Annotated in this window: 20 protein-coding genes; 9 read left to right on the top strand and 11 right to left on the bottom strand. The window is 71.9% G+C overall.

Annotated elements, in window-relative coordinates:
* Positions 1 to 96 precede the first annotated feature (96 nt).
* The 4 genes from ACZ43N_RS17020 to ACZ43N_RS17005 form a co-directional block, all read right to left on the bottom strand.
* The gene (locus tag ACZ43N_RS17020) at positions 97 to 351 is read right to left on the bottom strand and encodes a CDGSH iron-sulfur domain-containing protein (protein WP_468098261.1); all 255 of its coding nucleotides are present in this window, start codon (positions 349 to 351) and stop codon (positions 97 to 99) included.
* The gene (locus tag ACZ43N_RS17015) at positions 332 to 1,087 is read right to left on the bottom strand and encodes a HemK2/MTQ2 family protein methyltransferase (protein ID WP_468098260.1); all 756 of its coding nucleotides are present in this window, start codon (positions 1,085 to 1,087) and stop codon (positions 332 to 334) included. Before ACZ43N_RS17015 ends, ACZ43N_RS17020 begins: the two co-directional genes overlap by 20 nt.
* Positions 1,088 to 1,196: 109 nt before the next feature.
* Positions 1,197 to 2,186 (bottom strand): iron-containing redox enzyme family protein, encoded by a 990-nt coding sequence (locus ACZ43N_RS17010; protein WP_468098259.1) that lies wholly within the window; start codon positions 2,184 to 2,186, stop codon positions 1,197 to 1,199.
* Positions 2,187 to 2,381: 195 nt separating this feature from the next.
* Entirely contained in the window at positions 2,382 to 2,582 is a 201-nt protein-coding gene (locus ACZ43N_RS17005) for a CsbD family protein (RefSeq protein ID WP_468098257.1), read from the bottom strand.
* A gap of 297 nt (positions 2,583 to 2,879) precedes the next feature.
* Here ACZ43N_RS17005 and ACZ43N_RS17000 point away from each other — a divergent pair, with 297 nt between their 5' ends.
* From ACZ43N_RS17000 to ACZ43N_RS16990, 3 genes are read left to right on the top strand one after another with little or no spacing between them, the layout of a single operon-like run.
* Positions 2,880 to 3,290, top strand: a complete 411-nt coding sequence (locus ACZ43N_RS17000) for a hypothetical protein (RefSeq protein ID WP_468098256.1) — start codon at positions 2,880 to 2,882, stop codon at positions 3,288 to 3,290.
* 56 nt (positions 3,291 to 3,346) lie between these two features.
* Positions 3,347 to 4,039: an ABC transporter ATP-binding protein gene (locus ACZ43N_RS16995; protein WP_468098254.1), complete on the top strand. Its 693-nt coding sequence runs from the start codon at positions 3,347 to 3,349 to the stop codon at positions 4,037 to 4,039.
* Positions 4,036 to 6,315: an ABC transporter permease gene (locus ACZ43N_RS16990; protein WP_468098252.1), complete on the top strand. Its 2,280-nt coding sequence runs from the start codon at positions 4,036 to 4,038 to the stop codon at positions 6,313 to 6,315. The genes ACZ43N_RS16995 and ACZ43N_RS16990 overlap by 4 nt, the downstream gene beginning before the upstream one ends.
* 938 nt (positions 6,316 to 7,253) lie before the next feature.
* Here ACZ43N_RS16990 and ACZ43N_RS16985 read toward each other — a convergent pair.
* Positions 7,254 to 8,297 (bottom strand): LacI family DNA-binding transcriptional regulator, encoded by a 1,044-nt coding sequence (locus ACZ43N_RS16985; RefSeq protein ID WP_468098250.1) that lies wholly within the window; start codon positions 8,295 to 8,297, stop codon positions 7,254 to 7,256.
* A 336-nt stretch (positions 8,298 to 8,633) separates the two neighbouring features.
* On the opposite strand from ACZ43N_RS16985, the gene ACZ43N_RS16980 reads away from it, so the two are divergent.
* The 6 genes from ACZ43N_RS16980 to ACZ43N_RS16955 all read left to right on the top strand — a co-directional run bounded on the left by ACZ43N_RS16980 (position 8,634) and on the right by ACZ43N_RS16955 (position 14,044).
* Positions 8,634 to 9,785, top strand: coding sequence for a Gfo/Idh/MocA family protein (locus ACZ43N_RS16980; protein ID WP_468098249.1), 1,152 nt, complete (start codon positions 8,634 to 8,636; stop codon positions 9,783 to 9,785).
* The gene (locus ACZ43N_RS16975; RefSeq protein ID WP_468098248.1) at positions 9,782 to 10,936 is read left to right on the top strand and encodes a dihydrodipicolinate synthase family protein; all 1,155 of its coding nucleotides are present in this window, start codon (positions 9,782 to 9,784) and stop codon (positions 10,934 to 10,936) included. Before ACZ43N_RS16980 ends, ACZ43N_RS16975 begins: the two co-directional genes overlap by 4 nt.
* A 62-nt stretch (positions 10,937 to 10,998) precedes the next feature.
* Positions 10,999 to 11,796, top strand: coding sequence for a sugar phosphate isomerase/epimerase family protein (locus ACZ43N_RS16970; protein ID WP_468098613.1), 798 nt, complete (start codon positions 10,999 to 11,001; stop codon positions 11,794 to 11,796).
* Between the two features lie 255 nt (positions 11,797 to 12,051).
* Positions 12,052 to 12,477 carry a DinB family protein gene (locus ACZ43N_RS16965; RefSeq protein WP_468098247.1) on the top strand — a complete coding sequence of 142 codons (426 nt, stop codon included), beginning with the start codon at positions 12,052 to 12,054 and terminating at the stop codon, positions 12,475 to 12,477.
* 323 nt (positions 12,478 to 12,800) lie between these two features.
* The gene (locus ACZ43N_RS16960; protein ID WP_468098246.1) at positions 12,801 to 13,736 is read left to right on the top strand and encodes a trypsin-like serine peptidase; all 936 of its coding nucleotides are present in this window, start codon (positions 12,801 to 12,803) and stop codon (positions 13,734 to 13,736) included.
* Entirely contained in the window at positions 13,733 to 14,044 is a 312-nt protein-coding gene (locus ACZ43N_RS16955) for a carboxypeptidase-like regulatory domain-containing protein (RefSeq protein ID WP_468098244.1), read from the top strand. Before ACZ43N_RS16960 ends, ACZ43N_RS16955 begins: the two co-directional genes overlap by 4 nt.
* 78 nt (positions 14,045 to 14,122) lie before the next feature.
* On the opposite strand, the gene ACZ43N_RS16950 is transcribed toward ACZ43N_RS16955, so the two are convergent.
* From ACZ43N_RS16950 to ACZ43N_RS16925, 6 genes are all read right to left on the bottom strand, one after another.
* A complete protein-coding gene (locus ACZ43N_RS16950; protein WP_468098242.1) occupies positions 14,123 to 15,247 on the bottom strand; it encodes an ABC transporter ATP-binding protein in 1,125 nt (374 codons plus the stop codon).
* Entirely contained in the window at positions 15,240 to 17,012 is a 1,773-nt protein-coding gene (locus tag ACZ43N_RS16945; RefSeq protein WP_468098241.1) for an ABC transporter permease, read from the bottom strand. Before ACZ43N_RS16945 ends, ACZ43N_RS16950 begins: the two co-directional genes overlap by 8 nt.
* A gap of 32 nt (positions 17,013 to 17,044) precedes the next feature.
* Positions 17,045 to 18,247 carry an ABC transporter substrate-binding protein gene (locus tag ACZ43N_RS16940; RefSeq protein WP_468098240.1) on the bottom strand — a complete coding sequence of 401 codons (1,203 nt, stop codon included), beginning with the start codon at positions 18,245 to 18,247 and terminating at the stop codon, positions 17,045 to 17,047.
* A gap of 128 nt (positions 18,248 to 18,375) precedes the next feature.
* Positions 18,376 to 19,797, bottom strand: coding sequence for a DUF6177 family protein (locus ACZ43N_RS16935; RefSeq protein ID WP_468098239.1), 1,422 nt, complete (start codon positions 19,795 to 19,797; stop codon positions 18,376 to 18,378).
* 291 nt (positions 19,798 to 20,088) lie between these two features.
* A complete protein-coding gene (gene eccCa, locus ACZ43N_RS16930; protein ID WP_468098237.1) occupies positions 20,089 to 24,081 on the bottom strand; it encodes a type VII secretion protein EccCa in 3,993 nt (1,330 codons plus the stop codon).
* 55 nt (positions 24,082 to 24,136) lie between these two features.
* Positions 24,137 to 25,702, bottom strand: coding sequence for a hypothetical protein (locus tag ACZ43N_RS16925; RefSeq protein ID WP_468098235.1), 1,566 nt, complete (start codon positions 25,700 to 25,702; stop codon positions 24,137 to 24,139).
* Positions 25,703 to 25,706: the final 4 nt, after the last annotated feature.

Here is a 25,706-nt window from a genome sequence, read left to right as displayed (position 1 = left end):
GGCCGGGTTCCCTTCGGACGGTCGGCTGGGCGCTACTTGGGTGAGCGGTGCGGCGCGGCCCTGGTTCGGGCGGCTCGACGAGGCCCGGCGGGCGGCTCAGCGGGGCTCGGTTGGGCCGTCGGGCGTGCGGCTGCGGCGGTCGGCGTCCGCACCTGACGCGGAACGCTGCCGGTGGCTGGTGTCGCACCAGGGGTGGATACGGCTGCGGCGGCAGGTGCACAGGGCCACGCGGAAGCGGTCCGACGACACGGTCGTACCGTCCTCCGTGGTGACCTCGACGGGGCCCTCGACCAGTAGCGGGCCGGGGCGCTGGACGGTGATGCGGCGGCGCTCACAGGGTTCGTTCGGCACGGATGACCACCAGCTCTTCCTTCTCGTCGTCCCTCTCGTCCCCCAGCAGCCCCCGGTCGCGCAACCAGGCGCTCCGTGACCGCAGCACGGGCCCGAAGGCGACGTACCGGCGGTCCACGACCTCGGCCCACAGCCCCGCCGCCGCCAACTGCGCGAGCGTCCGCTCCGCGTCGCTCAGCGTCGACTGCACGAGCAGCAGGACCCCGCCGGGCCCGAGCAGCGTGGGCGCGTCCTGGCAGACGCGGTCCAGGACGCGCCGCCCGTCCCACCCCGCCTCCCAGGCCCGGGCGGCGCCCCGTACGACCGCCGCCCGGCCGGGGCCAACGGCGCCGGGCTCCGGTTCCGGCCCCGGAACGTACGGCGGGTTGGACAGGATCAGGTCGAAGGACCGGCCCGCCACCGGGGCCAGCAGATTCCCCCGGACGACACTCAGCGACAGCCCCGCCAGTACGGCGTTGACCTTGGCGTTGATCACCGCCCGCCACGAGATGTCCACGGCGGTCACCCGTGCCCCCCGCCGGGCCGCGGCCAGGGCCACGGCGCCCGTCCCCGTGCCGACGTCCAGGACCCGGGCCCGCGGCGCGAGCGATTCCCGCCCCAGGGCGTGCACCAGGAGCTCGGTGTCGTCCTGCGGGGCGTAGACGCCGGGCAGAGCGAGGGGTGGTGAGAGAGGGTTCACGGTGGCTCGGCCTCCGGGTCGGTGGGGCGCGTCCGGTTCAGCTGGGCTGAATGGCATATATCGGGCAAACGGGTGAGTGGTCGGTCTGTCGGGACGGGCGAGTGGGTCGGTCTGTGGCGGCGGAGCGAAGGGGGCGGTCGATCGAACGGGGTGCCGAAAGGGGATGTCAGACGGGCGCCCGCAGTGAGGACCGGCCGGCCCGCCAGGCGCCGAGGAAGCGGTCGGCGAGGGCGTCCTCCAGATGGTTCGTGGCGTCCACGCCGAACGCCACGTCGGCGTCCAGATGCGGCTCGTCGGCCAGTAGCCCGGCGACGACCTCGTGTCGTACGACCTGCTCGTGCACGGCGTCGGCCTCGACGTGCTCGGTGTAGAAGTGCTCGGCGGCCGCCCCGGCCCCCGCCCGCCGCATCGCCTTGGCGAGCCGCCGGGAAGCGGGGGAGGAGGTGATCTCGACGGTCGCGAAGTGGCCGACGAGGGCGCCGCGCAGCGACCGGTGCAGCCCGAAGAGGGACATCAGGTTCACGAGGGCGAGGGCCTCGGCGCAGGCGGAGTCGACATAGCGGCCGTAGGCCGCATCGAGGCCCAGGTCCGTCATGAGGTCGGCGAACAGGCGGGCGTGGATCCGGTCGGCCCGGCCGCCGCCGAACTCGTCGAACTCCACGGCGGCCATCCCGGCCTTCGCCCGCCCCCACAGCCGGGGCAGCACCCAGGCGTGCGGGTCGGCCTCCTTCAGGTGGTAGAGGGAACGCTGGGCCGCGTACTCCCGCAGCTGCCACAGCTCGCCCTCGTCCGCGAGGAACCGGCTGACGCCGGTGCCTTCGACCGGCTCCACCAGCAGTTCGTCCAGCGCCTCGTCGGCCCGCTTGTGCCGGGGCGCGACGGCCCGCAGGGCCTCCAGGAAGGGCCACTCCAGCGAGGCCCGGAAGCGCAGCAGCTCCGGGTCCCACTCGCGGTCGTCGGCGACAGCGGCGAAGCCCCGGTAGTGCAGTTCGTAACAGACGTACAGCGCGAGCTGGAGATCCTCCCCGAACGGGTCGGCCCCCGCGACCTCCCGCTCGTCGGGCAGCGGTCCGCTCCCCCGCAGGCTCTCCACGAGGGCACCCGAGATCCTGCCCCGTCCCGCGGGCAGCGACGGCTCCTCCGACCGGACATCCATGCGCGCCGGGTACCCCGCGATGCGTTGTTAGTCACCCATAGCTCGGACGAGCCCGCGCGGCGAGCCCGCGCGGGACCTGCGGCGGGACGACCTGGGCCTGATCCACCATGGCGCACGGGAAAGGGGACCCGCGGCCGCGGGTCCCCTTTCACCGGCTCAGCCCGGCGTGCGCCGAGCGCGCGGCCGGCGCTCCGGTCAGACGCGCTCGCGCTTGGAGGCGGTGCGCCGCGTGCCCTGGGTGCGCTCCTGGGCCTTGCCCTTGAGCTTCTTCGCCTCGCCGCGCGCCTGCTGCGCCTTGCCCTCGACCTGCTGTTCGCGGTCGCCGGTGACCTTGCCGGTCATCTCCTTGGCCTTGCCCTTGATCTTGTCCATGTTGCCCTTGTCCTTGGCGACCATGGTGTTCCTCCTGGGTGGGGTGAAGCTTTCCACCTCAACGTAAGACGGACTCGTCACTGTCGCGCGTCGAAGCGTCACGTTGTGTGACGGGGCTGCCTGTCGTGGTCGCGGCGAGCGGAAGGTCATGTTCATGCAATCCCACGGCAAAGTCGCCACAAAGAGCGCCTGTCGGGGAGTCGGACAGATAGGGCAAGATCGAACTGACCGCCCCTTTCCCTCTCTGTGGCCGTGTTAGTTTTCGTGGCCGCTCTGGACTGACCGCCAGGGCCGTACAACAGAACATAAACGGGAGGAAAAATGCGCAAGTTGGCAGTTGGTGCCCTTGCAGCGGGTCTCTTCGCCATGGGGGCAGGGACGGCGTTCGCCGCTTCGTGGCATGACATACCGACGCTTTCGACCGGTGGTGCGAAGTTCCACCACGGTGAGTACAAGTGGCACCCGGCGGGCACGAACCACGGCGCCTTCGAGTGGAAGGGTCAGCTCCAGGACACCGACCACGACGACGACCACAACGTGTACATGCAGGTGAAGGTCGAGGGCTACGACTGGAACCGCTACAACGGCAAGCAGAAGCAGACCGTGCCCCTGAACTACCTCAACTGGGCGGCCCCGCAGCGCTACACCGACGACGCGTACATCCGCGTCTGCCGTGACAAGGGTTCCCTGAACCCCGACAACTGCTCGACGACCAAGCACTACCAGCGGTAGGCAGGAACGCACCACCAAGTACCGGGCCCAGGGTAACCCTGGGCCTGGTCGCTTCTTTGGGGGAAGCCATCAGTACGTCAGAAGTCCTCACCGCTAAGGGCGTTGACCTTTCCTACGGCACGCAACTGGCTGTCAGCGACGCCCACCTCTCGATCTCCCGAGGGGAGGTCGCGGCCATCACCGGCCAGAGCGGTTCGGGGAAGTCCTCGCTGCTGTACTGCCTCGCGGGAGTGCTGCCTCCGGCGCGTGGGCACGTGCGGTTCGAGGGCCAGTCGCTGGGCGATCTCACCGACGACGAGATCAGCACGCTGCGCCGCGAACGCTTCGGCTTCGTCTTCCAGTACGGCGAACTGCTCCCCGAGCTGACCATCGAGGAGAACACCGCCCTGCCGCTGCGCCTGGCCGGGCAGCGCAAGAAGCCCGCACTCGCCGCCGCCGGCGAGGTCCTCGCCCGGTTGGGACTCGGCGAGCTCCGCGAGCGCCGCCCCTCACAGGTGTCGGGCGGCCAGAGCCAGCGCGTCGCCGTCGCACGCGCCCTGGTCCACCGCCCGGCCGTCGTGTTCGCCGACGAACCGACCGGATCCCTGGACAGCGCCAACGCGTCCGCCGTGCTGAAGGAGTTCCTCGACCTGGCGCGCTCCCAGGGCACCGCCGTCATCCTGGTCACCCACGACCCCGCCGTCGCCGCGCAGGCCGACAGCCATTACACGATGGCCGACGGAGTCCTCACCCCCCGGAGGGCGGCGTGAGGGAGTTCCTGCTCGGTCTGCGTCTGCTGTTCGGCGCCGGCCGCGGCAACCGCGTACGTTTCTTCCTCATGGCGGGCGGAGGCTCCCTCGGTGTCTGCTGCCTTGCCCTCGTCCTCACCATCCCGCAGATCCTCGACGCACACGACGGCAGGTCCGCCGCGCGAGAGCCGCGGTCCGCTTCGGCGCAGTCCGCGGACTCCACGCTGGTTCTCCAGCGCACCGACCCCTACGGATCCAAGCCGTTCACCCGGGTGTTCATCGCCAAGGGAACGAAGGGCGCCGACACGGCCCCGCCGGGGCTGAAGCAACTCCCGGACCCGGGAGAGGTGTTCCTCTCTCCCCGCGCGCACGACCTGCTCCGTGACCGGCCCGCGATCGCAGCACTCCTGCCCGGCGACGAGAAGGGCCTGATCGGCGCGACCGGGCTCGCCCATCCCGACGAGCTGTTCGCCTACATCGGCGCGCCCCGCGACAAGATCGCCGACGAGGGCCGTGCCCTGAAGGGCTGGGGATACAGCTACGCGCCCTTCCCCGCCGTGGAACCCTCGACCCTCACCTACATCCGCTTCGCCCTGGGATCACTCGTCCTGCTCCCCCTCGGCATCTTCCTCTCCGTCTGCGCCCGGCTCTCCGCCGCCAGCCGGAACCGCCGCCTCGCCTCGCTGCGGCTGCTGGGCCTGAGCACCAAGGGCACCCAGCGGGTCAACGCCGCCGAAACCGTCGTCGCGGCCCTGCTCGGCGCGCTTCTCGGCCTCGGTGAGTACTGGATCCTCAACCAGGTGATGACCCGGACCGGCCTGCCGAGTCTGCGGTGGTACCCGGCCGACGGCGCGCTGTCCATGACGACCGTCGCCGTCTGTCTGATCGGCGCACCGCTCCTCGCCTGGTTCGTCGGCCGGGCCAGCGCACGCGATGCCGCCGCCAATCCGCTGGCCGTACGCCGCACCGCCGCGCCCAAGCGCCCCACCAAGTGGGGCGCCCTGCTGCTGGTGACGGGCCTCGGCATCGTCGCCGGCTACTGCGCCACGGGCTTCACCGGTCAACCCGCCAACAGCGTCGGGCCGAACACGATCCTGATCCCGGCAGGCATTCTGCTGACGGGCCTGGGACTGGTGCTGACGCTGCCCCTGCTGTCCTTCACCCTCGCCCGTCGGCTGGCGCGAACCACCCAGTCCCTCACCCTGAACCTGGCGATGCGCCGCAACGAGGTCGAGCCGGGCAGCACCATGCGGGTCGTCACCGGCCTCGTCCTGCTCGTGTTCTCCGCGTCCCTGGCCCAAGGTGTCCTCATCCAGCTGGAGCAGGTCTCCCGGCCGTCGGCCCCCGTGCAGGACTACGCCATTCCTCTCTCCACCCTCACCACGGACCAACAGCGCAGGCTCGCCGAGGTTCCGGGAGTGCGCGCGCACGCGGTGACGATGATCTCCTGGAGCGACCCCGACGGTCCCGACGACCAGCCCTACGCCAGCGCCGTCGTCGCCACCTGCGCCCAGCTGACCAAGCTGGTACGGCACTCCGAGGGATGCGTGGACGGCAAGGTGATGCGGCTCAGCGACCCGAACTCGGGCACCGGCCAGGGCGCGCGCCCGGGCGACACCCTTGTCTTCCGCATCCCGGAAGGCGGTCAGGGCAAGCGCCTGAGCATCACCCTTCCGAAGGAACAGATCGACTACGAGGGATACGACCCGTCCGGGGTGGGCGGAGCGGAGGTGCTCATCCCGCCGTCGGCGCTGCCTGCCACCGCCCGTCCGGAGGCGGCGGAGTACGTCCTCACCAGCAGCTCCGACCACGACCAGGTCCGCAGGGTCCTCGACGGCATCGCCGCCGTCACCCCGACCGCCGAGATCAACCCGGTCGGCGTGAACATCGAGGGCCTCCAGCAGATCGCCGTCCTCGAAACGCTGCTGGCCGTCGGCATGATCATGGGCCTGGTCATCGGAACGGCGGCCTTCGTCGTCTCCGCGACCGACCGGGCGGTGGAGCGGCGCGCACAGGTCACCGCCATCACGCTGATCGGCGCACGCGCGCGCACGATGCGGGCCGTGCAGTGCGTCCAGGTGGTGCTCCCCCTGAGCATCGGGCTCGCCCTGGCGCTCGTGACCGGCAAGCTCGCCGAGGCCTCCTATCTGATCACCGGAGGCAGCGAGATCTACTGGGACTTCGCCGGACTCCCGGTGCTCGCCCTCGCGGCGGCGGCCGTGGCGGCGCTGTCCGCCATCGGCACACTTCCGCTCGTGGGACGGCGCATCGACCCGGAACTGATCCGCCGCGACTGATCAGGGAGGCGGGACCGCCCGTGGCTCACGGGCTCAGTCGGCTCGGCCCCGCGCACACCGAGCCGACTGCTCGCCGACAGGGCACGACCGGGCGACGACGTCACACAGGCGGCTGTACCCCTGGTCCCTGCAGCATGATCGCGTGCTGCGTGCTGCGTGCTGCGTGCTGCGTGCTGCGTGCTGCGTGCTGCGTGCCGTGTTCCGCGTGCCGTGCGTGTTCCGCGTGCCGCGTTCCGCCGTGTTCCGGGTTCCGCGTGCCGCGTTCCGCCGTGTTCCGCGGGCCGGGTTCCGCCGGGTTCCGCGTGCCGCGTTCCGCCGTGTTCCGCGTGCCGTGTTCCGGGTTCCGCGCGTGCCGTGTTCCGTGTTCCGCGTGCCGTGTTCTGGGTCCCGGTTCCGCCGGGTTCCGCGTGCCGGGTTCCGCCGGGTTCCGCGTGCCGGGTTCCGCCGGGTTCCGCGTGCCGCGTTCCGACGGACCCGGTCCGTGCGGTGAGGGCGCGGTGCCCGGCGGCGCGGCCGGTCGGCGTGCGGGGCGTTCGGGAGGAGGGCGGGGGAATCGATGCGTGGTCGGCCGCCGGGCGGTCCTGTCGTGCTCGGCGACCCGGCGCTCAGGGCCGGTGCCGTTCGCCGCGCGCGCTCACCCCAGGGCCGGCCGCCTCCGTCCCATGAGCGGCCGGCCCCGCTCGGCGGTGGCCCAAGCGGGGCCGGCTCGTCCGACCAGGGCGGCAGGGCAGGTGGGGGACCTCCGATCCCGGGGTCCTGTCCGCCGCCGGGGCCAGGGCCCAGTGACGCGAGACGACGTGCCGCTCGGGCCGTGTCAGGCCTTTCGTGGACCCCGCCTCCTCGGCACTCCTCGACCGCGCCCGTCTGGGGCTTTTCGACCTCCTTCGCCGCGGACTCCCGTCCCCTTCTCCCTTCAGGAGTCCCCGACCGCATCCACCTCAGGACTTCCGAGGGCTTCCGGTCGATCCCCGCACCATCAGCTCACCCCGGACCGTCGCGATCCCCCCGTGGGGTGCCTCCTCGCGCCCCATCGCGATCCGCCCGGCCCGGGCCCCCGCCTCCGAGAGCGGCAGTCGCACCGTCGTCAGCGCCGGCACCGCGTCGATGCTGAACGGCAGATCGTCGAAACCCGCCACGGAGACGTCGTCCGGAATCCGCAGCCCCGAATCCCGAAGCGCCGCGCACGCGCCCAGCGCAACCGTGTCGTTCGCGGCGACGACCGCCGTCAGCGTCGGGTCCCGCCGCAGCAGCTCCAGCGTCGCCTCGTACCCGGAGAGCCGGTCGTAGCGGCCGTAGACGATCAGTCTCGGGTCGTCCTCGACCCCGGCCGCGGCCAGTGCCGCCCGGTGGCCCTCCAGCCGGTGCCGCGTGGTGGTCCGCTCCTCGGGTCCGGCGATGTACCCGAGTCGCCGATGCCCCAGCCCGATCAGATGCTCGGTGAGCCGCTGTCCGCCGCCCCGGTTGTCGAAGGTGATCGCGATGGCCTCGGGCGTGGGCGGCCGGCCGCACAGCACGACCCGCGTCCCCGCCTCCGCCAGCTTCCGCAGCTTGTTGCCGACCGCGGTGAGATGCGCGGGGTCCTCGATGGCCCCACCGGTCAGCACGACGGCCGCGGCGCGCTGCCGCTGCAACAGCGTGAGATACGTCAGCTCACGCTCCGGGGAGCCGCCCGTGTTGCACACCACGGCCAGCCGCTCCCCGCCCGCGCGTCCGCCCGGCCCGCCGATCTCGTTCTGGATCGCGCTGGCCATGATCCCGAAGAAGGGGTCGGCGATGTCGTTCACCAGGATGCCGACGAGATCGGAGGTGGCGGCGGCGAGGGCGCTGGCGGGCCCGTTCAGGACGTAGTCCAGCTCGTCGACGGCCTTGAGCACCCGCTCCCTCGTGGACGCGGCCACCGGATAGTTCCCGTTGAGCACCCGGGAGACGGTCGCGGGCGACACCTGCGCACGGGCCGCCACGTCCGCCAGGGTCACTGTCATCGTTTACTCGCCTCCGGTGAGCGTCTCGTTCGAGTCGTCGTGAGCCGTGTGGCTCGTCCAGTCAGCCGTACGACCCACGGGGCCGTGCGGCTCGTCCGGGGAACCATACGACCGCGATCGCTGTTCGCCCCCTCGAACAACTCGAACCCCCTGCGGTCTTGTCCGAACCGCTGCTCAGAGGCTAGCTTCTCACTAGATAGAAAGCGCTTGCTGTCACGCTCACCTCTCCACGGGTCCCCGGGCGTACGCGGCGCCGGACGCGTACGAACCAGAACGAACAAGTCAGCGACGAGTCAGCGACGAGTCAGCAAGGCAGACCAACGAAAGGGATCGGCTGTGACACGCAAGACCGTACGGATCGCCATGAACGGCGTGACGGGGCGCATGGGGTACCGCCAGCACCTCGTGCGCTCCATCCTCGCCATCCGCGAGCAGGGCGGACTCGACCTCGGCGACGGCACCGTCCTGTGGCCCGAGCCGATCCTCGTCGGCCGCCGTGAGCACGCGCTCAAGGCGATGGCCGACCAGCACGGCCTGGAGCACTGGTCCACCGACGTGGACGCCGTCCTCGCCGACGGCACCGTGGACATCTACTTCGACGCCCAGGTCACCTCCGCCCGCGAGGAGGCGCTGAAGAAGGCGATCGCGGCCGGAAAGCACATCTACACGGAGAAGCCCACGGCCACGGGCCTGGAGGGCGCCCTGGAGCTGGCCCGCCTCGCCCACGCCGCCGGCATCAAGCACGGCGTCGTCCAGGACAAGCTGTTCCTCCCGGGCCTGCTGAAGCTGAAGCGCCTCATCGACGGCGGCTTCTTCGGCCGCATCCTCTCCATCCGCGGCGAGTTCGGCTACTGGGTCTTCGAGGGCGACTGGCAGGAGGCCCAGCGCCCCTCCTGGAACTACCGCGCGGAGGACGGCGGCGGCATCGTCGTCGACATGTTCCCGCACTGGGAGTACGTCCTGCACGAGCTGTTCGGCCGGGTGAGGTCCGTCCAGGCCCTCACCGCCACGCACATCCCGCAGCGCTGGGACGAGCAGGACAAGCCGTACGACGCCACGGCCGACGACGCCGCGTACGGGATCTTCGAGCTGGACGGCGGCGCGATCGCCCAGATCAACTCCTCGTGGGCCGTGCGCGTCAACCGCGACGAGCTGGTGGAGTTCCAGGTCGACGGCACGGAGGGCTCGGCGGTCGCGGGCCTGCGCAACTGCCGCGTCCAGCACCGCAGTGCCACGCCGAAGCCCGTGTGGAATCCCGACATCCCCGCCACCTACTCCTTCCGCGACCAGTGGCAGGAGGTCCCCGACAACGCCGAGTTCGACAACGGCTTCAAGGCGCAGTGGGAGCTGTTCCTCAAGCACGTGTACGCCGACGCGCCCTACCACTGGGACCTGCTGGCCGGCGCCCGCGGCGTCCAGCTCGCCGAACTTGGCCTGAAGTCCTCGGCCGAGGGCCGCCGTCTCGACGTACCGGAGATCCAGCTGTGAGCGTCCGACTCCCCGACGGCAAGGGCGGGTTGAAGACCTACACCCCCCGCCAGGAGCCCCTCTCCCTGAGCACCGGCGCCCCCTTCACCTCCCGCACGGTCTTCTCGGCGGCGCACGTCGTCGCCGACCCCTTCGCCGACGTGTCCCCGGATTCCCCCGCGGCCGTCGACTGGGACGCGACCCTCGCCTTCCGCCGCCACCTGTGGTCGCACGGGCTCGGCGTCGCCGAGGCGATGGACACCGCCCAGCGCGGCATGGGCCTCGACTGGGCGGGCGCGGCGGAGCTGATCCGCCGCAGCGCCAAGGAGGCCAGGGCGGTCGGCGGCCGTATCGCGTGCGGCGTCGGCACCGACCAGCTGAGCGCGCCGGCGTCCCTGGACGAGATCCGCAAGGCGTACGAGGAGCAGCTGGCGGTCGTCGAGGAGTCGGGCGCCCAGGCGATCCTGATGGCCTCGCGGGCGCTGGCCGCCGCGGCGAAGGGCCCGGAGGACTACCTGGAGGTCTACGGCCACCTGCTGCGCCAGGCCGCCGAGCCGGTCGTCCTGCACTGGCTGGGCCCGATGTTCGACCCGGCGCTGGAGGGCTACTGGGGCTCGTCCGACCTGGACACGGCCACGGACACCTTCCTCGACGTCATCGCGGCCCATCCCGACAAGGTGGACGGCATCAAGGTGTCCCTGCTGGACGCCCAGCGCGAGATCGACATCCGCCGCAGGCTCCCGCAGGGCGTCCGCTGCTACACCGGTGACGACTTCAACTACCCGGAGCTGATCGCGGGAGACGAGAAGGGCTTCAGCCACGCCCTCCTCGGCATCTTCGACCCGCTGGGCCCCCTGGCGGCGGAGGCGGTCCGCGTCCTGGACACGGGCGACGTGAAGGGCTTCCGGGAGCTCCTGGACCCGACCGTCGAACTCTCCCGCCACCTCTTCCAGACCCCGACCCGCTTCTACAAGACGGGCGTGGTCTTCCTGGCGTGGTTGTCGGGTCACCAGGAGCACTTCACGATGGTCGGCGGCCTCCAGTCGGCCCGCTCCCTCCCGCACTTCGCGCGGGCGTACGAACTCGCCGACGGGCTGGGCCTGTTCCCGGACCCGGCGCTGGCGGAGACCCGGATGAGGAACCTGCTGTCGGTGTACGGGGTGACCCAGTGAGCGCGGGGACGACGACCGGGGCGACGGCGAGCGGGGACCTCTCCCGTTTCAGCATCAACCAGATGACGGTGAAGCAGCTGTCGCTGCCGGAACTCGTGGCCGACTGCGTGGAGTTGGGCATCCCCGGCGTGGGCCTGTGGCGCGAGCCGGTGGCAGCCCACGGCCTGGAGGCGACGGCCGAGCTGGTCCGGGACGCGGGCCTGACGGTCACCACCCTCTGCCGGGGCGGCTTCTTCACAGCGATCGACCCGGCCGAGCGGGCGGCGGCCCTGGCCGACAACCGCAGGGCGATCGACGAGGCGGCGACACTCGGCACGGACACCCTGGTCCTGGTCTCGGGCGGCCTCCCGGCGGGTTCGAAGGACCTCCACGGGGCACGGGAGCGCATCGCGGACGCCCTCGCCGAACTGGGCCCGTACGCGGCGGAGCACGGGGTGAGGCTCGCCATCGAGCCGCTCCACCCCATGTTCGCCTCGGACCGCTGTGTGGTGTCGACGCTCTCCCAGGCCCTGGACATCGCGGAACGCTTCCCGGCGGACCAGGTGGGCGTGACCGTGGACACGTACCACATCTGGTGGGACGACACGGCCCCCGCGGCGATCGCCCGCGCGGGCGCCGGCGGCCGCATCCACACGTTCCAGCTCGCCGACTGGATCACCCCCCTCCCCGCGGGCGTCCTCACCGGCCGGGGCCAGATCGGCGACGGCGCGATCGACATGCGGGAGTGGAAGGGCTACGTGGAGGCCGCGGGCTACACGGGCCCCATCGAGGTCGAGCTGTTCAACGACGAACTGTGGGCCGGGGACGGCCACGCGCTCCTGTCGGAGACGGCGCGACGGTTCGTGAAGCACGCCGGCTGAAGCGGGCCGCCGTTCGGTTCCCGGGAAGACGGAGAAGACCCCGGGGACCGGCGGCGCCGCCGAAACCCGATTCTCAACGGCGTCGCCGCTGTGTGCGGGGGCCGGTGACCGTCTCCCGCCCTGATCCCGCCCGCGGAACGCGCTCGACCTGCTGCGCCGGCGTTCGACCTGACCCGGTCGCGGTTCGAGTACCACCTGCCGAGGCTCGAACCCGACGACTTCCTGTGGGAGCCCGCCACGCTCCACCACCAGCCGATGTGCCGGGCCGACGACAGGAGCTGGCCGCCGGACCGGGCGGACGCCGAGCCCGAACCCGACCCCGTACCCGTACCCGTACCGACCGCCGCCCGGCTGAGGTGGTACATCGGCTGGTGGTGGAGCGTGGCCGCCGACCACGCCCACGGCAGGGCCCCCCGCGAGAGGGGCGGCATCGTCTGGCCGGGCGCGGACGGCCGACCGTCGCGTGGCTGCGATCCCCGCGGCGAGGACTGGCTGGAGGCGCTGGACCGCCTCACTGATGCGGACCTGACCTGGGGACGACCGCGTCGTTCCCCTGGCCACCCCCGGCACACGGTGGCGCACCTGGTCGCCTGGGCGAACGCGGAGTTGACGAAGAACGCCGCGGAGATCGGTCAACTCTGCCTGCGGCGCGCCGCAGTCGCGCCGGGTTCGGGTTCCTGACTCGGGCGCGGCGATCCCCGGAGTGCGAGACGAACTCCGCCCGGACGATGGGGGAGAGGGTGCGCCGCGGGCCGGTGGTGTTCTCGGAGTCGCGGACGCCTGCCCGCCGGCCCCACCGGTGCAGCGCCTGAACTCCCGTCACTCTTAGTGAAGTTATACGAAGCGCGGAACGTGTCTCCCGGGGGTACTCCCGCGCTTCCGTCACTGTCAGTCGCGCCCTCCCGTCACTCTGGTGCTCGCTGGCATATTTCCCGTGAAGGGTCATCAAGTCCTTTAAAGGGCTTAAAGCAAGACATGCGCCAGACAGGGATGGTGAGTCGTAGATGTCGCAGGAACTTCAGTACCACGTCTCCGTGTCCAACCAGCCGGAAGGTCTGCTCGTCCCGGCGTCGGGACAGCCGGTGGTCGCCGCACCGGACACCGGGGAGGCGGGCAGCCCGGCGGGTCCGACCAGCGAGGGGATCGAGGCGGTCGAGGGCTACCGGCTGCCCGAGGCTCCGGAAGCGGCCCCGGAGGTCGCCACGTACGACATCGGCGTCGTGCGGGACATCGGGGAGGCGTCGTTCGGGCCGCTCCTCGAACAGGAGACGGTCCACCCGCCGGACGACCGGGTCCAGATCACCAACACGAGCGTGTACCCGTGGCGGGTGCACTGCTTCCTGGAGATCACCGCCGCCGACGGCTCGGCGTGGCTGGGCACCGGCTGGTTCATCGGCCCGCACACCATCGCCACCGCCGGGCACGTGGTCTTCATCAAGAACAGCGGTGTTCCCGGCCGCGACGGCTGGGTGCGCAGCATCAGGGTGTGGCCCGGCCGCAACGGCGCCTCCGCCCCGTACGGCCCGTACACCAGCACGAGCTTCCGCTCGGTGACCGGCTGGACGCTGAACGGTAGCCACGAGTACGACTACGGGGCGATCATCCTGCCCAGCGACGCCGGCAACGTCACCGGCTGGTTCGGCTACGGCGCGTGGTCCGACGGCGAACTGCTGCAGACCACGGGCAACATCGCCGGCTACCCGGCGGACAAGCCGTACGGCACCCTCTGGTACGACGCCCGGCGCATCGACTCGGTGGGTCCGCGCAAGGTGTACTACGACATCGACACCTACGGCGGCCAGAGCGGCAGCGCGGTCTACCGCTTCTACAATGGAGGTCGCTACGGGGTCGCCGTCCACGCGTACGGCGGCACCCGGGTGAACTCGGGTACCCGTATCACCACCGCCGTCGCCAACAACTTCACGGCCTGGAAGGCATGAACGCACACCAAGCGCCCGCAGGGGTGATCCGAGGCGTCGTCACCGACGCCTCGGGGGCCCCCGCGGGCGGCGCGCGTGTCGTCCTCGCGGACGGCCCCGGCCCGCTGCCCGACATCGCGGCCCTGACCGACGCCCAGGGCCGCTTCGCCATGGCGGCTCCCCTGGAGGGGACGTACACCGTCGTGTGCCGTACGGACGCCGCCGACGACGACGTCCCCTCTGGCACGGCGACCGCCCGCGTCACGGTCCCCGCCCGGACCGCCGATGCTCCCGCGACGGTCGCCGTCACCCTCCGCCTGACCACCTGACGAGGGGTACGCGGGCAGGGTCCCCGGGGGGCCGGGGGAGGCGGCCCCCCGGGGACCCCGGGGAGGGGAGGTGGAGGGCTACGCGACCGTCAGCAGATCCTTCTCGTCCGCCGACAGCTCCACCCTGTCCGGGTACAGCAGCGCGTGCGCCGGGTCGAAGACCAGGGCAACCTCGCCCGACAGGCCCCCGTTGCCGCTGAGGACCTGGACGACCTGGTCGCCGAGGCGGACGTCGTACTCGTAGCGGGATCCGACGTAGGAACTGGTGATGACCTGGGTGTCGAGCCTGTTCACACCGGCCGGGGTCGCGGCGGAGGCCACGACTTCCAGCCGTTCGGGGCGCACCGCCACCGTGACCGACTCGCCTGCCGCGACCCGGCGTTCGCTGTCGACCCGCACCACCTCACCGCTCGCGTCGAGGCGCACACCGTGCCGGTTGCCGTCCAGCCCGACCACCTTGCCGGTGAGGAAGTTGCAGCGGCCCACGAACGCCGCCACCGCCGGCGCGGCCGGGCGTTCGTAGATCTCGTGCGGCGTGCCGATCTGGATCATGTTGCCGCCCTCCATCACGGCGATCCGGTCGCTCAGCGCCAGGGCCTCGTCCTGGTCGTGCGTGACGTAGACCGTGGTGATGCCCAGCTCCTCCTGGAGCCGCTTCAGCCAGGCGCGGGCCTGCTCGCGGAGTTTGGCGTCAAGGTTGGAGAGGGGCTCGTCGAGGAGCAGGACCGTCGGGGAGTACACCAACGCCCGTGCCAGCGCCACGCGTTGCTGCTGGCCGCCCGACAACTGGTGCGGGTAGCGGCCCGCCAGCGCCGCCAGCCCCACCTTGTCCAGCGCGTCGTGGATGAGGGTCTTCTGTCTGTCCTTGGGCACCTTGCGGATGTTGAGCGGGAGGGCCAGGTTCTTCGCGATGGTCATGTGCGGCCACAGCGCGTACGACTGGAAGACCATGCCCAGGTTGCGCTCCTCGGGCGGGAGGAACACGCCGGCCGACGCGTCCACGAAGGACCTCCCGCCCACCGCGATCGAGCCCTCCGTCGGCTGCTCCAGACCCGCTATGCAGTTCAGCGTCGTCGACTTGCCGCAGCCGCTCGCCCCGAGCAGCGTGAAGAACTCGCCGTCCTTGATGGTGAAGGTGACGTCGCGCAGGACGGAGTTGTCGCCGAACGTCTTCGCCAGGTTCTTGACGGTCACCTCAGGCATGGTGCTTTCCCTTCATGAGCAGTCCCGCCAGGGCGACGAAGACAGCGGTGATGCCGATCTGGAGGGTGGCCAGTGCGGCGACGGACCCGGCCCTGCCCTGCGTCCACAGGCTGAGCATGGTGGTGCCGAGGATGTTGTTGTCGGCCGAGCTGAGGAAGACGGCCGGGGAGTACTCCTTGAGCATGATCACGAAGGTGAGCACGAGGGCTCCGGCGAAGGCCGGGGTGATCAGGGCCCGCAGGACCCGGAAGAAGGTCATCAGCCAGTCGGCGCCGGAGACCCGGGCCGCGTTGTCCAGCTCACCGCCGATCTGCATGATCGCCGGGGCGACCGAGCCGAACGCGCTGGGCAGGGCCCGCATGCCGAAGGCGATGACGACGGCGTAGACCGTGCCCTGGAGGGCGGACCCCATGCCGAACGGGGCGAGCGCGAAGGCCCAGAAGAAGCCGATACCGATGATGATGCCGGGCAGCGACTGCGGGATGAGGGCCAGGTACTCCACCGCCCGGCCCCAGCGGAAGGTCGAGCGCCGGGCCACCATCACCGCGAACACGGCGAGGGCGGACACGACCACCGAGCCGACACCGGCCACGATCAGGCTGTTCCACAGCGACTGCACGTAGTTGTCGGAGTCGAAGACGATCTCGTAGTTCTTCGTCGTCACCGTCCTGAACGGCGACTGGAGCGGCGTGAAGACGAGGGTGAAGGACCGCATCACCAGGCCCGCGATGGGGACCAGGGCGCCGACGATCACGTAGAACCAGATGCACGCGATGCTCACCCACTTCAGCCAGCCCAGGTCCAGCTTGCGCGGGCGGGTGACCTTGCCGCGTACGGAGACGAACCGGGCCGCGTCCTTCAGCAGTTTCGCCTGGACGGCGACCAGGCTCAGGGTGACGACGAGGATCACCGTGGAGGCGGCGCCGAGCATCGTGTAGTCGGGGTCCACCGACTGAAGCCCGTTGTGGTAGAGGAACGTCGAGAACACGTCGATGTCGACCGGCTGGCCGTACAGCAGCGGAACGCTCAGCGTCTCGATGGAGACGGAGAAGACCAGGATCGCGCTGTAGACGATCGGGGGCCGCAGCAGCGGGACGATCACCTGCGCGAGGATGCGGAAGGGGCCCGCCCCGCAGACCTGGGCGGCCGACTCCAGCGAAGCGTCCGACTGGCGGAGGGCGTTGGCGCAGAAGACGTAAGCGATCGGCGCGAGCGCCACGGCCTCGGTGAGCGCCATGCCGGGGATCGAGTACAGGTTCCACGGCACGGAGCCGAAGACCTGCTGGACCTTGACGCTGACGAACCCGGCCGGGCCGTACATGATGATCCAGCCGAAACCCAGGATCAGCGACGAGATGAAGAACGGCCACTGCATCGCCAGGGCGATCAGCCGGCCGCCCGGCAGCTTCGTACGGACCACCACGATCGCCATGGGGATGGCGATGGCGAGGCTCAGGACCGTGGTCAGCGAGGCGAACAGCAGCGTGTTCAGGGCGACTTCACCGAAGCCGGCCTTGGTGAACAGATCGGTGTAGCCGCTGAGGGTGAAGGCGCCGCCCGCCTCGTAGAGCGGGCGGTTGCGGATGCTCTGGTAGAGGGTCGGGACGATCGGGGCCAGCACCAGCACGGCGAGGAACGCCAGGACCGCGTACTGGACCACCGTGTCCCGTCCGATGCCGAGCGGGCGGCGGTAGCGGGGCGGTTCGAACTTCTCCGCGGGTGACGCGCCGGCCGGTGTCCGGGATGGCTGGGTGAGGGTTGACATCTGCTCTGACTCCGATCGTCCCTGATCACTGCCTACTTGCGGAGTCCGTCGAAGCGCTCCAGCCAGGCCGCGGCGTCGTCCTTGGCGACCTGCTCGTACTTGACGTGGATGATGTTCTCCTCGCCGACCGCGTCGACGACCTCCTGGTAGGTGTGCAGGCCCTCGCCCTTCACGCCCTCGCGGTAGGAGGCCAGACCGCCCTCGGCGACCGCGCGCTGGCCCTCGTCGGAGAGGGCGAAGTCCAGGAAGAGCTTCGAGGTCGCCGGGTGCGGGGCCTCGGCGGCGATGCCGATACCGCGCGGCAGCACCACCGTGCCGTCCTTCGGGAAGACGATCTTCACCAGGCCGGCGCTGTCCTCGACCACCGGGTAGGCGGGGGAGGCGCTGATCAGGAAACCGGCCGAGTACTCACCGGAGACGATCTTCTCCAGCTGGGTGCCGGAGGAGGTCTCCGGGCGGGTCAGCGGGAGGATCCGCTTCAGGTCGTCCCACGCCTCCGGGTTGCCCTCGGTGAGCGCCCGCGTGACGGTGAAGCCGAACGAGCCCTCCGGGTCGCGGACCGTGACCTTGTTCTTGAAGGTGTCCTCGTCGGACGTGACCATGTCCGCGAAGTCCGTCAGGGTGGTCGGCGGCTTCTCCATCAGCGAGGTGTTGTACGCGATCGTCATCGGGTCCTGCGACATCGAGTACACGCTCGGCAGCAGTTGCGCGCTGTCGCCCAGCTCCTTCAGCTCCGGCGACTCGTACTCCAGGACCGTGTCCTTGCGGGCGGAGAAGTCCGCCCACGCGGTCGCCGCGCTGGAGATCAGCACGTCCGCCGGGGAGGACCCGGCCGCGTTCTCGGAGAGGGTCTTCTGGAACAGCTCGTCGCTGTCGAGTTCGTTGACGGAGACGGTCTTGATGAAGCCGTACTTCTTCTTGAAGTCCCGGACGATCGGCGCCATGTTCTCGTCGCCGAGGTTCGAGTAGACGGTGAGTTTGCCGCCCTCCTTCTTCGCCGCCTCGATCAGGTCGGAGTAGTCCGCCGGGTAGTAGTCCGGCACCTTGCCCGCGGAGATCTTGTTCTCCGCGACCTTCGGCGCGTCGGTCTCCCCGCCGCCGCAGGCGGCCAGGGTGCCGAGCGCGAGGGTCGCGGCGACCGCGGCCGCCAAGGGGCGCCGGACGGGACGCCGGTACGTGGGTGCCGTGTCGGTGACGGCGATGTGTCCGGTGCCGAAGTGGCTGGATCTGGCCATGGTTCTCCTCCTGGCGCGTGCCTGCTGGCAGCTGTTGCCGGGAGGTTAGGGACCCAGGTCAGGCCGGTAAATCCCTCACCCGTCAGAGCTCGTACTGCTCGTATTGGTCATTGTGTACATGACGCGAGTCACCGCCGCTGAACAGGGGCGGTTGGCTGGGAACGATCGCTTTGGAGATGGGTGGTGAGCTGCTGGAGCCGTCCCCAGGCCGCCGGGTCCTCCCCGTCGCCGAGGGGGTAGTGCAGCGCCGGGCGGGATGTCGGGCCGAGGCCCGTCGGGCGGAGGTCGAGCGGCGGCCGTCGGGCGTGGTCGAGGCCGATGGCCCGCACGTCGTCCGGGCCCAGGGTGAAGGCGGCCGGGATCGGCGGCCCCTCCAGACGGGGCGCGGTGGTGAGGTCGGCGGGGGCTGCCTGCACGGAGGTCAGCATGGTCACCAGGGAGTGATTCGTGACCAGCTCCTCCGCCAGGGCCCGCACCCGGTCCAGGGGCAGCTCCTCGCCGTCCGCGTAGCCGACGGTCAGGACCATGTCCTCCTCCACGCCCTTCGTCGTCCGGGTCACCCGCACGGTTGCGATGGCCGGGCGCTCGGGACGGCCCACCACGATCAACTGCGACGGTTCGGGCATCCGCTCACGGGCCAGGTCCGTCAACTGCCGTGGTGACCAGGGCAGGTTCACGGGCTCCGCCGTCCCCCAGCCGCCGGGGACCGAGCCGGTCAGGGCCTCCCAGGCGGTCTCCAGCGCACCGCCCAGCAGAAGCCGCTCGTCGGGCCGGTGCGCCGTACGGATCGCGACGATCAGCCGGCGGCCCGGCGCCCCGTCCGCGGGCCGCGTGAACGCGGCGGCCACCGTGGCCGTGCCGCCCTGCGACAGCGCGGGCGAGAACGCCCCGTCCTGCCAGCGCAGCACCGCCCCCGACAGGCCGTCGTAGTAGCCGCACTCCGGGTCCTGCACGACCCACCGGTTGGGGACACGGGCGAGCGTCGTCCGGGCGGGGGCGCTCAGGCGGACCTCGGGCGGGGTGACGATCTGGAGGGACCGCCGGGAGGCGACGGCCGTGCGCATGATCTCGGCGAGCCAGCTGGTCACGGCGACCACCGGGCGGTCGATGAGGACGACCGCCGCGTTCTCCGTGACGACGTCCACGGCGGGCTGCCCGGCCCCCGCCGACGGCACGGCGGACACATCGACGGCCTCCGTGCTCGCGGCCCCGGCCGGCCATGTGGTGCCGCCCAGCAGCGCGTTGAGCCGGCCGCACACCACCCCGGCCAGTCTCTCCGCCTCCGGTACGGCCGTGGAGGCCCGTGCCTCCGTCCACCAGTACGGGGCCTCGGCGCTCTGCCCGAGCAGCCGCTCCGCCTCGCCCGGCACCTGCACCAGCAGCGGTGACTCCACGGACACCAGGGGGCGCCCGCCGGGGCCGTGCAGCTGGACGACCGCTCCGTCGGCCGCCGCCGACAGGTCCAGGTCGGAGCCGCCGGCGTACAGACTCGCCATGAGCGCCCACACGTTGGGCATCGTCGGGGTGAGAGCGATGACGTCCTTGGTCACGTGAGGTCGTCCTTGTCGGTGGTCATCAGGGTCCGTCCTGACGGGGCGGGCACGGGCAGGTGTGATCCGGGACGGGTGCTCGCCGGCGGGTGTGATTCCGGCCGCGCGGGCACCGCCGGGAAGGCGTCCCGGTCGGCTGGTCGCGGTCGGTGGGGCGTCCCGGTCGGGCGGTCGTGGGCGTGGGTCGTCCCGGCCCGGCCGCCCACGGGGGTGCCTGGTCCCGCCGGGCGGGGCCGGGCATGTGCGGTCCCCGCTCGGCGGGCATGGCTGTGCGCCGTTCCGGCTGAGCCGTCACCGGGGGTCGGCCTCCTCGCCGGACAGCGCGGTCTGGATCAGCTGGTGGGCGCGGCCCCGGCGGACCAGGGTGCCCCGGCCGGGCGGCTGCGCGGACGGGTACAGGCCGGGGAAGAGCTGGCCCTCACTGCGCTCGCCGGTCATGAGCAGGGCGGCCGTCCCCGTCTCGCGGAGCGTCTGGAGCAGCGGCTCGTAGAGGGCCCGAGAGGCGCCCGCCGTCCGCCGGGTGATCACGAAGTGCAGGCCGATGTCCTGCGCCGACGACACATACGGCAGGAACGGTGCCAGCGGCTGCTGTCCGGCGGTCGTGAGGATGTCGTAGTCGTCGACCAGGATCACGATCCGCGGCCCCTGGAAGGCGGGCTCGTCGGCCATCGCGTCCGGGTCGGCGGTCTCCGGCATCCGCTTCTCCAGCTCGGTCGCGATGCCCGACGCCAGCCCGACGGCGAGCTTCGCGTTGTGCGCGTAACCACCCCGGTAGGGCTCCGGGACCACACCCCGCAGCCCGCGCCGGGGATCGAACACACCGAAGACCAGCTCCTCCTCGGAGTACCGCTCCACCAGCCGGTCCACGATCAGCTTCAGCAGGTTCGTCTTGCCGCACTCGTTGTCCCCGAGGACCAGCAGATGCTGGTCGGAGCCGAAGAGGTCGAGGAGGACGGGGGCGAGGGCGTCCTGGTCGACGCCGATCGGGACGCGACCCGGCTCGGCGACCGGCGACGGCAGCCGGCCGGCGTGCAGCCGGGTCGGCAACACCCTTACGGGCGGCGCCAGTTCACCGTGCCAGGTGGAGCGGATCGTACGGGTCGCGTCCTCCAGCGCCGGACCGAGGTCGCCCGTCGACGGCCGTCCGTCCAGGCGCGGCAGCGCTACCTGCGCGAACAGCTTGCCGTCGGTGAGGGCGCGCCCCGGGGTGTCGGGCGACAGGGTCTGGGAGAGCTTGCGGTCGACGCTCGAATCGCTCGGGTCGTTGAGCCGCAGCTCGATCCGGGTGCCGAACATGGACTGCGTCGCGATCCGCACGTCGTTCCAGCGGAGCATGCCGCCGACGACGTGGATGCCGTAGCCGCCGCCCCGCTTCAGCAGGTCCACGACCGTGTCGTCCAACTCGGCGAACTCGTCGCGCAGCGCGCCGAACCCGTCGATGAGCAGCACGATGTCGGTGGAGCCCAGTTCCCGGAGCCTGCCCTGCGCGCGGAGGCGGCGCAGCTGGTCGACGGAGTCGATGCCGTGCTCGCGGAACAGCTCCTCGCGCTCGATCAGCATCGTCCGCACCTCGGCGACCGTCCGCGCCGCCCGCTCCCGGTCGGCCCGCCCGGCGATCCCGCCGACGTGCGGCAGCCCGGCCAGGGCGGACAGACCGCCGCCGACCAGATCAAGGCCGTAGAGGGCGACCTCGGCGGGCGTGTGGGTCGTCGCCAGCGACAGCGCGAGGGTCCGCAGCAGCGTCGTCTTGCCGGACTGCGGGCCGCCGATCACCGCCACGTGTCCGCCCGCGACCGTCAGATCGAGCACCCAGTGGCCCTGCCACTGCTTCGCCGGGTCGTCCAGCACTCCGAGCGGAATCCGCAACGGCCCCTGGCGAGCGGCGAGTTGCAGCCCGCGCTCGTCCACCTGCACGGGCCCGGCCGCCGCGTCCAGCGTGATCGCGTCCGGCAGCGGCGGCAGCCAGATCCGGCGCACCGGCCGCGCGGCCCCGGCGAGCCGGTCGACCATCACCGACATCACCGTCGGCCCGGTCTCCCGCTTGGTCGCCTTGGCCACCTCCGGGGCGGCGCCCTGCGCGGGCGCGCCGCCCGGCGTGTTGTACGTCGGGTACGGCCATACGAGCGGCGTGTCGTCGTCGTCCTGCGCGGCGCGTGCCGGCCCCCGGTACGCGCCGGACACATAGCCCGCCTTGAACCGCTCGTACGTCGAGGTGTCCACCTTGAGGTAGCCGAAGCCCGGCAGCGGCGGCAGATGGAAGGCGTCGGTGGTGTCGAGCACGGTCCGCGACTCGTCGGCGGAGAAGGTCCTGAGGCCCAGCCGGTACGACAGATAGGTGTCCAGGCCCTTGAGCTTGCCGCCCTCGATGCGCTGGCTGGACAGCAGCAGATGGACGCCGATGGAGCGTCCGATGCGGCCTATGGAGAGGAACAGGTCGATGAAGTCCGGCTTTGCGGTGAGGAGTTCGCCGAACTCGTCGATCACGACGAAGAGGTGCGGCAGTGGTTCGAGGTCCGGGCGGCTGCTCGCGCGCAGGGCGGCGTAGTGCCCGATGTCGGCGACGTTCCCCGCGTCCTTCAGCACCTGCTGGCGCCGTTTGACCTCGCCGGCGAGGCTGGAGTGCACCCGCTCGACGAGCCCGGCCTGGTTCTCCAGGTTGGTGATCACTCCGGCCACGTGCGGGAGTCCGGTGAACGGGGCGAAGGTCGCGCCGCCCTTGTAGTCGACCAGGACGAGCGCGAGGTCCTCGGGGGGATGGGTGGCGGCGAGCGCCAGCACCAGGGTGCGCAGCAGCTCGCTCTTGCCGGACCCGGTCGCGCCCACGCACAGCCCGTGCGGGCCCATGCCCAGCTCGGAGGACTCCTTCAGGTCCAGCAGCACCGGCTCATGCCGGTCGGTCAGGCCGATGGGCACCCGAAGGAACTCCCGCTCGCCGCGCGGCGCCCACAGCCGGTCCAGGTCCAGCACGGCCGGGTCGTCCACGCCCAGCAGTACGGGGAAGTCGACGGGCCCGGTGACCGGCGTGCCCTCGGCCGCCGACTCGGCCGACAGCCTCAGCGGCGCGAGCAGCCGGGCGAGGCCCTCCGCCCCGGCGGTGGTCACGTCGTCGGAGCCACCCTGCGCGACCGCGTGGCCCTCCCGGAGGTCCTCGACGACGACCTGGTCGCCCCGGACGGTGATCCGCACCGACACCTGGTCCGGCTCGTGCACCTGCCGCTCCAGCAGGTGCAGCACGGTGACACCCATGTCGCCGAGCCCCACCGCCGTGTCGGGCAGCGGCAGTTCGGTGGCCGTCTCGCCGTACTCGTCGCTCACCACCAGCATGCGTGACGCCAGCCGCAGGGCGCCCCGGTCGGCCAGTCCCCGCCGCACCTCCGCCGCGTACGAGGCACGCCGCCCCAGCTCATGGCGGAAGTGCCGGGCCAGCTGCGGCAGGCTCGGCGCGATCCGCCGGGCGGCCACGGGCCCGTCGTGCTCCTGGCCGTCCAGCACATGCGGCAGCCACTTCGCCCACTCCCAGTCCGGCAGCCGCTCCCCGGGCACCCCGAGCGCCACGGCCACGTCGTCCGGGGCGTGCGTCACGGCGACCTGGACGAGAAGGGCCCGCGCCACCCGCAGCACACCCTCCCGGTCGCCGACGACACTGACGTTGCCCGCGCGGTCCAGGGGCACGGTGATCGGGCAGTCGTTGGCCACCGAGTAGCGGGCCAGCAGAGCTCGCGCCTCGTTCAGCATGAACGGGTCCGGCGGCGTCATCACACCGCCCTGGTTCTGCCCGATGGCGAGGTCCGCCACCGGCACGTCGCCGGTGCCGACCCGCACCCGCAGGAAGTCCGGGTCCCGCCGCCGGCGCTCCCACAGTCGCGCCGGGTCACGTACGAGGTCGTAGAGGGCCTCCGGCGGCGGATTGAGCATCCGCGCCAGCGTCCGCCGCTCGCGCTCCTTCGCGCCCAACTCCTCGCGCAGCTCCTCCAGATACTCCAGATACCGCTCCCGCTGCGTACGCCGGGTGCGCTGCGCCTTGCCGCGCTGCGACAGGAACAGGGCCACCGCGCCGAGCAGCGCGAAGACCAGCACGACCGCGCCGAGCGCCGCGAACTGGCTGCTGCGGATCACGGTCATCATGACGACGGAGCCCATGACGCCCGCCATCGGCAGCAACGCCGTCGCCGCCGAGCCCGCCTTGCCCTCCGGGAGGTTCGGCGGCGGCTCGATCGTGCGGGGTTCGGCCGCCCCGAGCGGGCGGGTGCTGCGCGCGGGCCGGTGGACCAACTGCTGGGTCACGGACGGACCCCTTCTTCCCATGGGTGGTCGTACATCGCCGTCCTGCGCCGGCCGTTCATCGCATCCTCACCGCCCGGGTCATCGCCTCCGCCGCCAGCGTCACGGCCGCGTCCCGCGTGGCCTGGCCCAGCAGGGCGGTGCGGATGGGGCCGCCCTGGGCGAGGTGCCGGTCGTAGGGGACGGTGACGACGTGGACGCCGGACTCCTTCAGGTGCGCGACCGCCGTCCTGCGGTCCAGGGTGACGTCGGGCGAGTTGGCGGTGAGCGCCACGACCGTCGAGGCGAGCGCGGAGTGCGGCAACTGGCCCAGCCAGTCCAGGACCTGCCGGGTGCCGTTGACGCCCTCGGCGGTCATCGGGGCGACGACCACACGCGCGTGCGCCGTGTCCATCGCCGTGCGCGCCACCTCGCCCGGCAGTGTCTCGCAGTCGACGACGGTCACCGCGAAGTAGCGTCGCAGGGCGAGGGTCACCGTGCGGTACGTCCGGATGTCCAGCGGGGCCCCTACCCGGCCCTGGCTCGCGGGCAGCAGCCAGCCGCCGTCCGACACGGGCACCAGGTAGCCGGTGACATCGGTGAGCTGCATCGCCGGGTTGAGGATCCGTGCGAGGTCGGCCGCCGCCCAGCGCACCGAGTCGGCGCCCATCCGCACCGGCAGCGTGCCGAGCGCGGCGTCCGCCTCCAGGGTGAGCACCGGGTCGTGCCGGTAGTGGTTGAAGGTCCGCCCCAGCAGCGCGGTCACCGTCGACTTGCCGACGCCGCCCCGGATCGACGTCACGGCGATCACCCGCCCCGTCGTCACCGGCTGCTGCAACTCCCGCGCGATCCTCGTCTCCTCCGCCACGTCCTGCGCGGCGGACGACGTCAGCTTCTTGATCGAACGCCCGGTACGCCGGGCCACGGAGTCCCCGTGCTGCGGCCGCCCCAGCGCGTGCGCCAGCCGGGGATCGATCGTCGGCACCGACTCGGGGGTGTGCGCCGGGGACTGCGGCACACGGGAACCGCGGGGTGCGGGAGTGGCCGGGGGAGCGGTGCGGGGTACGGGGCGGGGTACGGGGCGGGGGTCGCCGGGTCGGTCAGGGGTGCCCGGCGGCTGCGCGGAGGCCTGGGGGGCGCCGACCCGGGGGTCGACGCCGTGGGGGTCGGTGCCGTGGGGGCCGACGCCGTGGGGGTCGATGCCGTGGGCGGGCTGTCGAGACGCGGGCTGAACCGGCTGCTGGACGACGGGCTCGGGCTGTGCGGGCTGTGCGGGCTGTGCGGGTACCGGGTTCACGGGCACCTCCTGCGCCGGGCCCGGGTGTGCGGGCCCAGGCTGTACCGGCAGGGGCTGCACGGGCCCAGGCCGTACCGGACCCGGCCGTCCCGGCACCGCCCGTACCGGCCTGTCGTCGCCGCTCTCCTCAGCCGGCGCGGACGGCTCGGCCGGCTCGGCCGGAACCGACCGCACCAGCCTCAGCGTCGGCTCGGCCCGCCGCGCGGCGCCGGCCGGGGCACCCGCGGTGCCCGACGCGGCATCGGCCCCGGACGGCCCCGGACCGGACTCGGCGCCCGAGCCCGACCCGGCACTCTCCTGCCCCAGTTCGCGCAGCACGTCCCGCTGCCAGTCCCCTGCCTGCGCCATGTGC

The sequence above is a fragment of the Streptomyces sp. NPDC030814 genome (assembly GCF_055572155.1).
This window is presented reverse-complemented; position numbering and strand designations above follow the sequence as displayed.

Excerpts from the sequence above, each read along its gene's own strand:
- ACZ43N_RS17015 (WP_468098260.1), bottom strand. The coding sequence starts at position 1,087 with ATGCCATTCAGCCCAGCTGAACCGGACGCGCCCCACCGACCCGGAGGC.
- ACZ43N_RS17010 (WP_468098259.1), bottom strand. The coding sequence starts at position 2,186 with ATGGATGTCCGGTCGGAGGAGCCGTCGCTGCCCGCGGGACGGGGCAGG.
- ACZ43N_RS17005 (WP_468098257.1), bottom strand. The coding sequence starts at position 2,582 with ATGGTCGCCAAGGACAAGGGCAACATGGACAAGATCAAGGGCAAGGCC.
- ACZ43N_RS17000 (WP_468098256.1), top strand. The coding sequence starts at position 2,880 with ATGCGCAAGTTGGCAGTTGGTGCCCTTGCAGCGGGTCTCTTCGCCATG.
- ACZ43N_RS16985 (WP_468098250.1), bottom strand. The coding sequence starts at position 8,297 with ATGACAGTGACCCTGGCGGACGTGGCGGCCCGTGCGCAGGTGTCGCCC.
- ACZ43N_RS16970 (WP_468098613.1), top strand. The coding sequence starts at position 10,999 with ATGACGGTGAAGCAGCTGTCGCTGCCGGAACTCGTGGCCGACTGCGTG.
- ACZ43N_RS16965 (WP_468098247.1), top strand. The coding sequence starts at position 12,052 with ATGTGCCGGGCCGACGACAGGAGCTGGCCGCCGGACCGGGCGGACGCC.
- ACZ43N_RS16960 (WP_468098246.1), top strand. The coding sequence starts at position 12,801 with ATGTCGCAGGAACTTCAGTACCACGTCTCCGTGTCCAACCAGCCGGAA.
- ACZ43N_RS16955 (WP_468098244.1), top strand. The coding sequence starts at position 13,733 with ATGAACGCACACCAAGCGCCCGCAGGGGTGATCCGAGGCGTCGTCACC.
- ACZ43N_RS16950 (WP_468098242.1), bottom strand. The coding sequence starts at position 15,247 with ATGCCTGAGGTGACCGTCAAGAACCTGGCGAAGACGTTCGGCGACAAC.
- ACZ43N_RS16945 (WP_468098241.1), bottom strand. The coding sequence starts at position 17,012 with ATGTCAACCCTCACCCAGCCATCCCGGACACCGGCCGGCGCGTCACCC.
- ACZ43N_RS16940 (WP_468098240.1), bottom strand. The coding sequence starts at position 18,247 with ATGGCCAGATCCAGCCACTTCGGCACCGGACACATCGCCGTCACCGAC.
- ACZ43N_RS16925 (WP_468098235.1), bottom strand. The coding sequence starts at position 25,702 with ATGGCGCAGGCAGGGGACTGGCAGCGGGACGTGCTGCGCGAACTGGGG.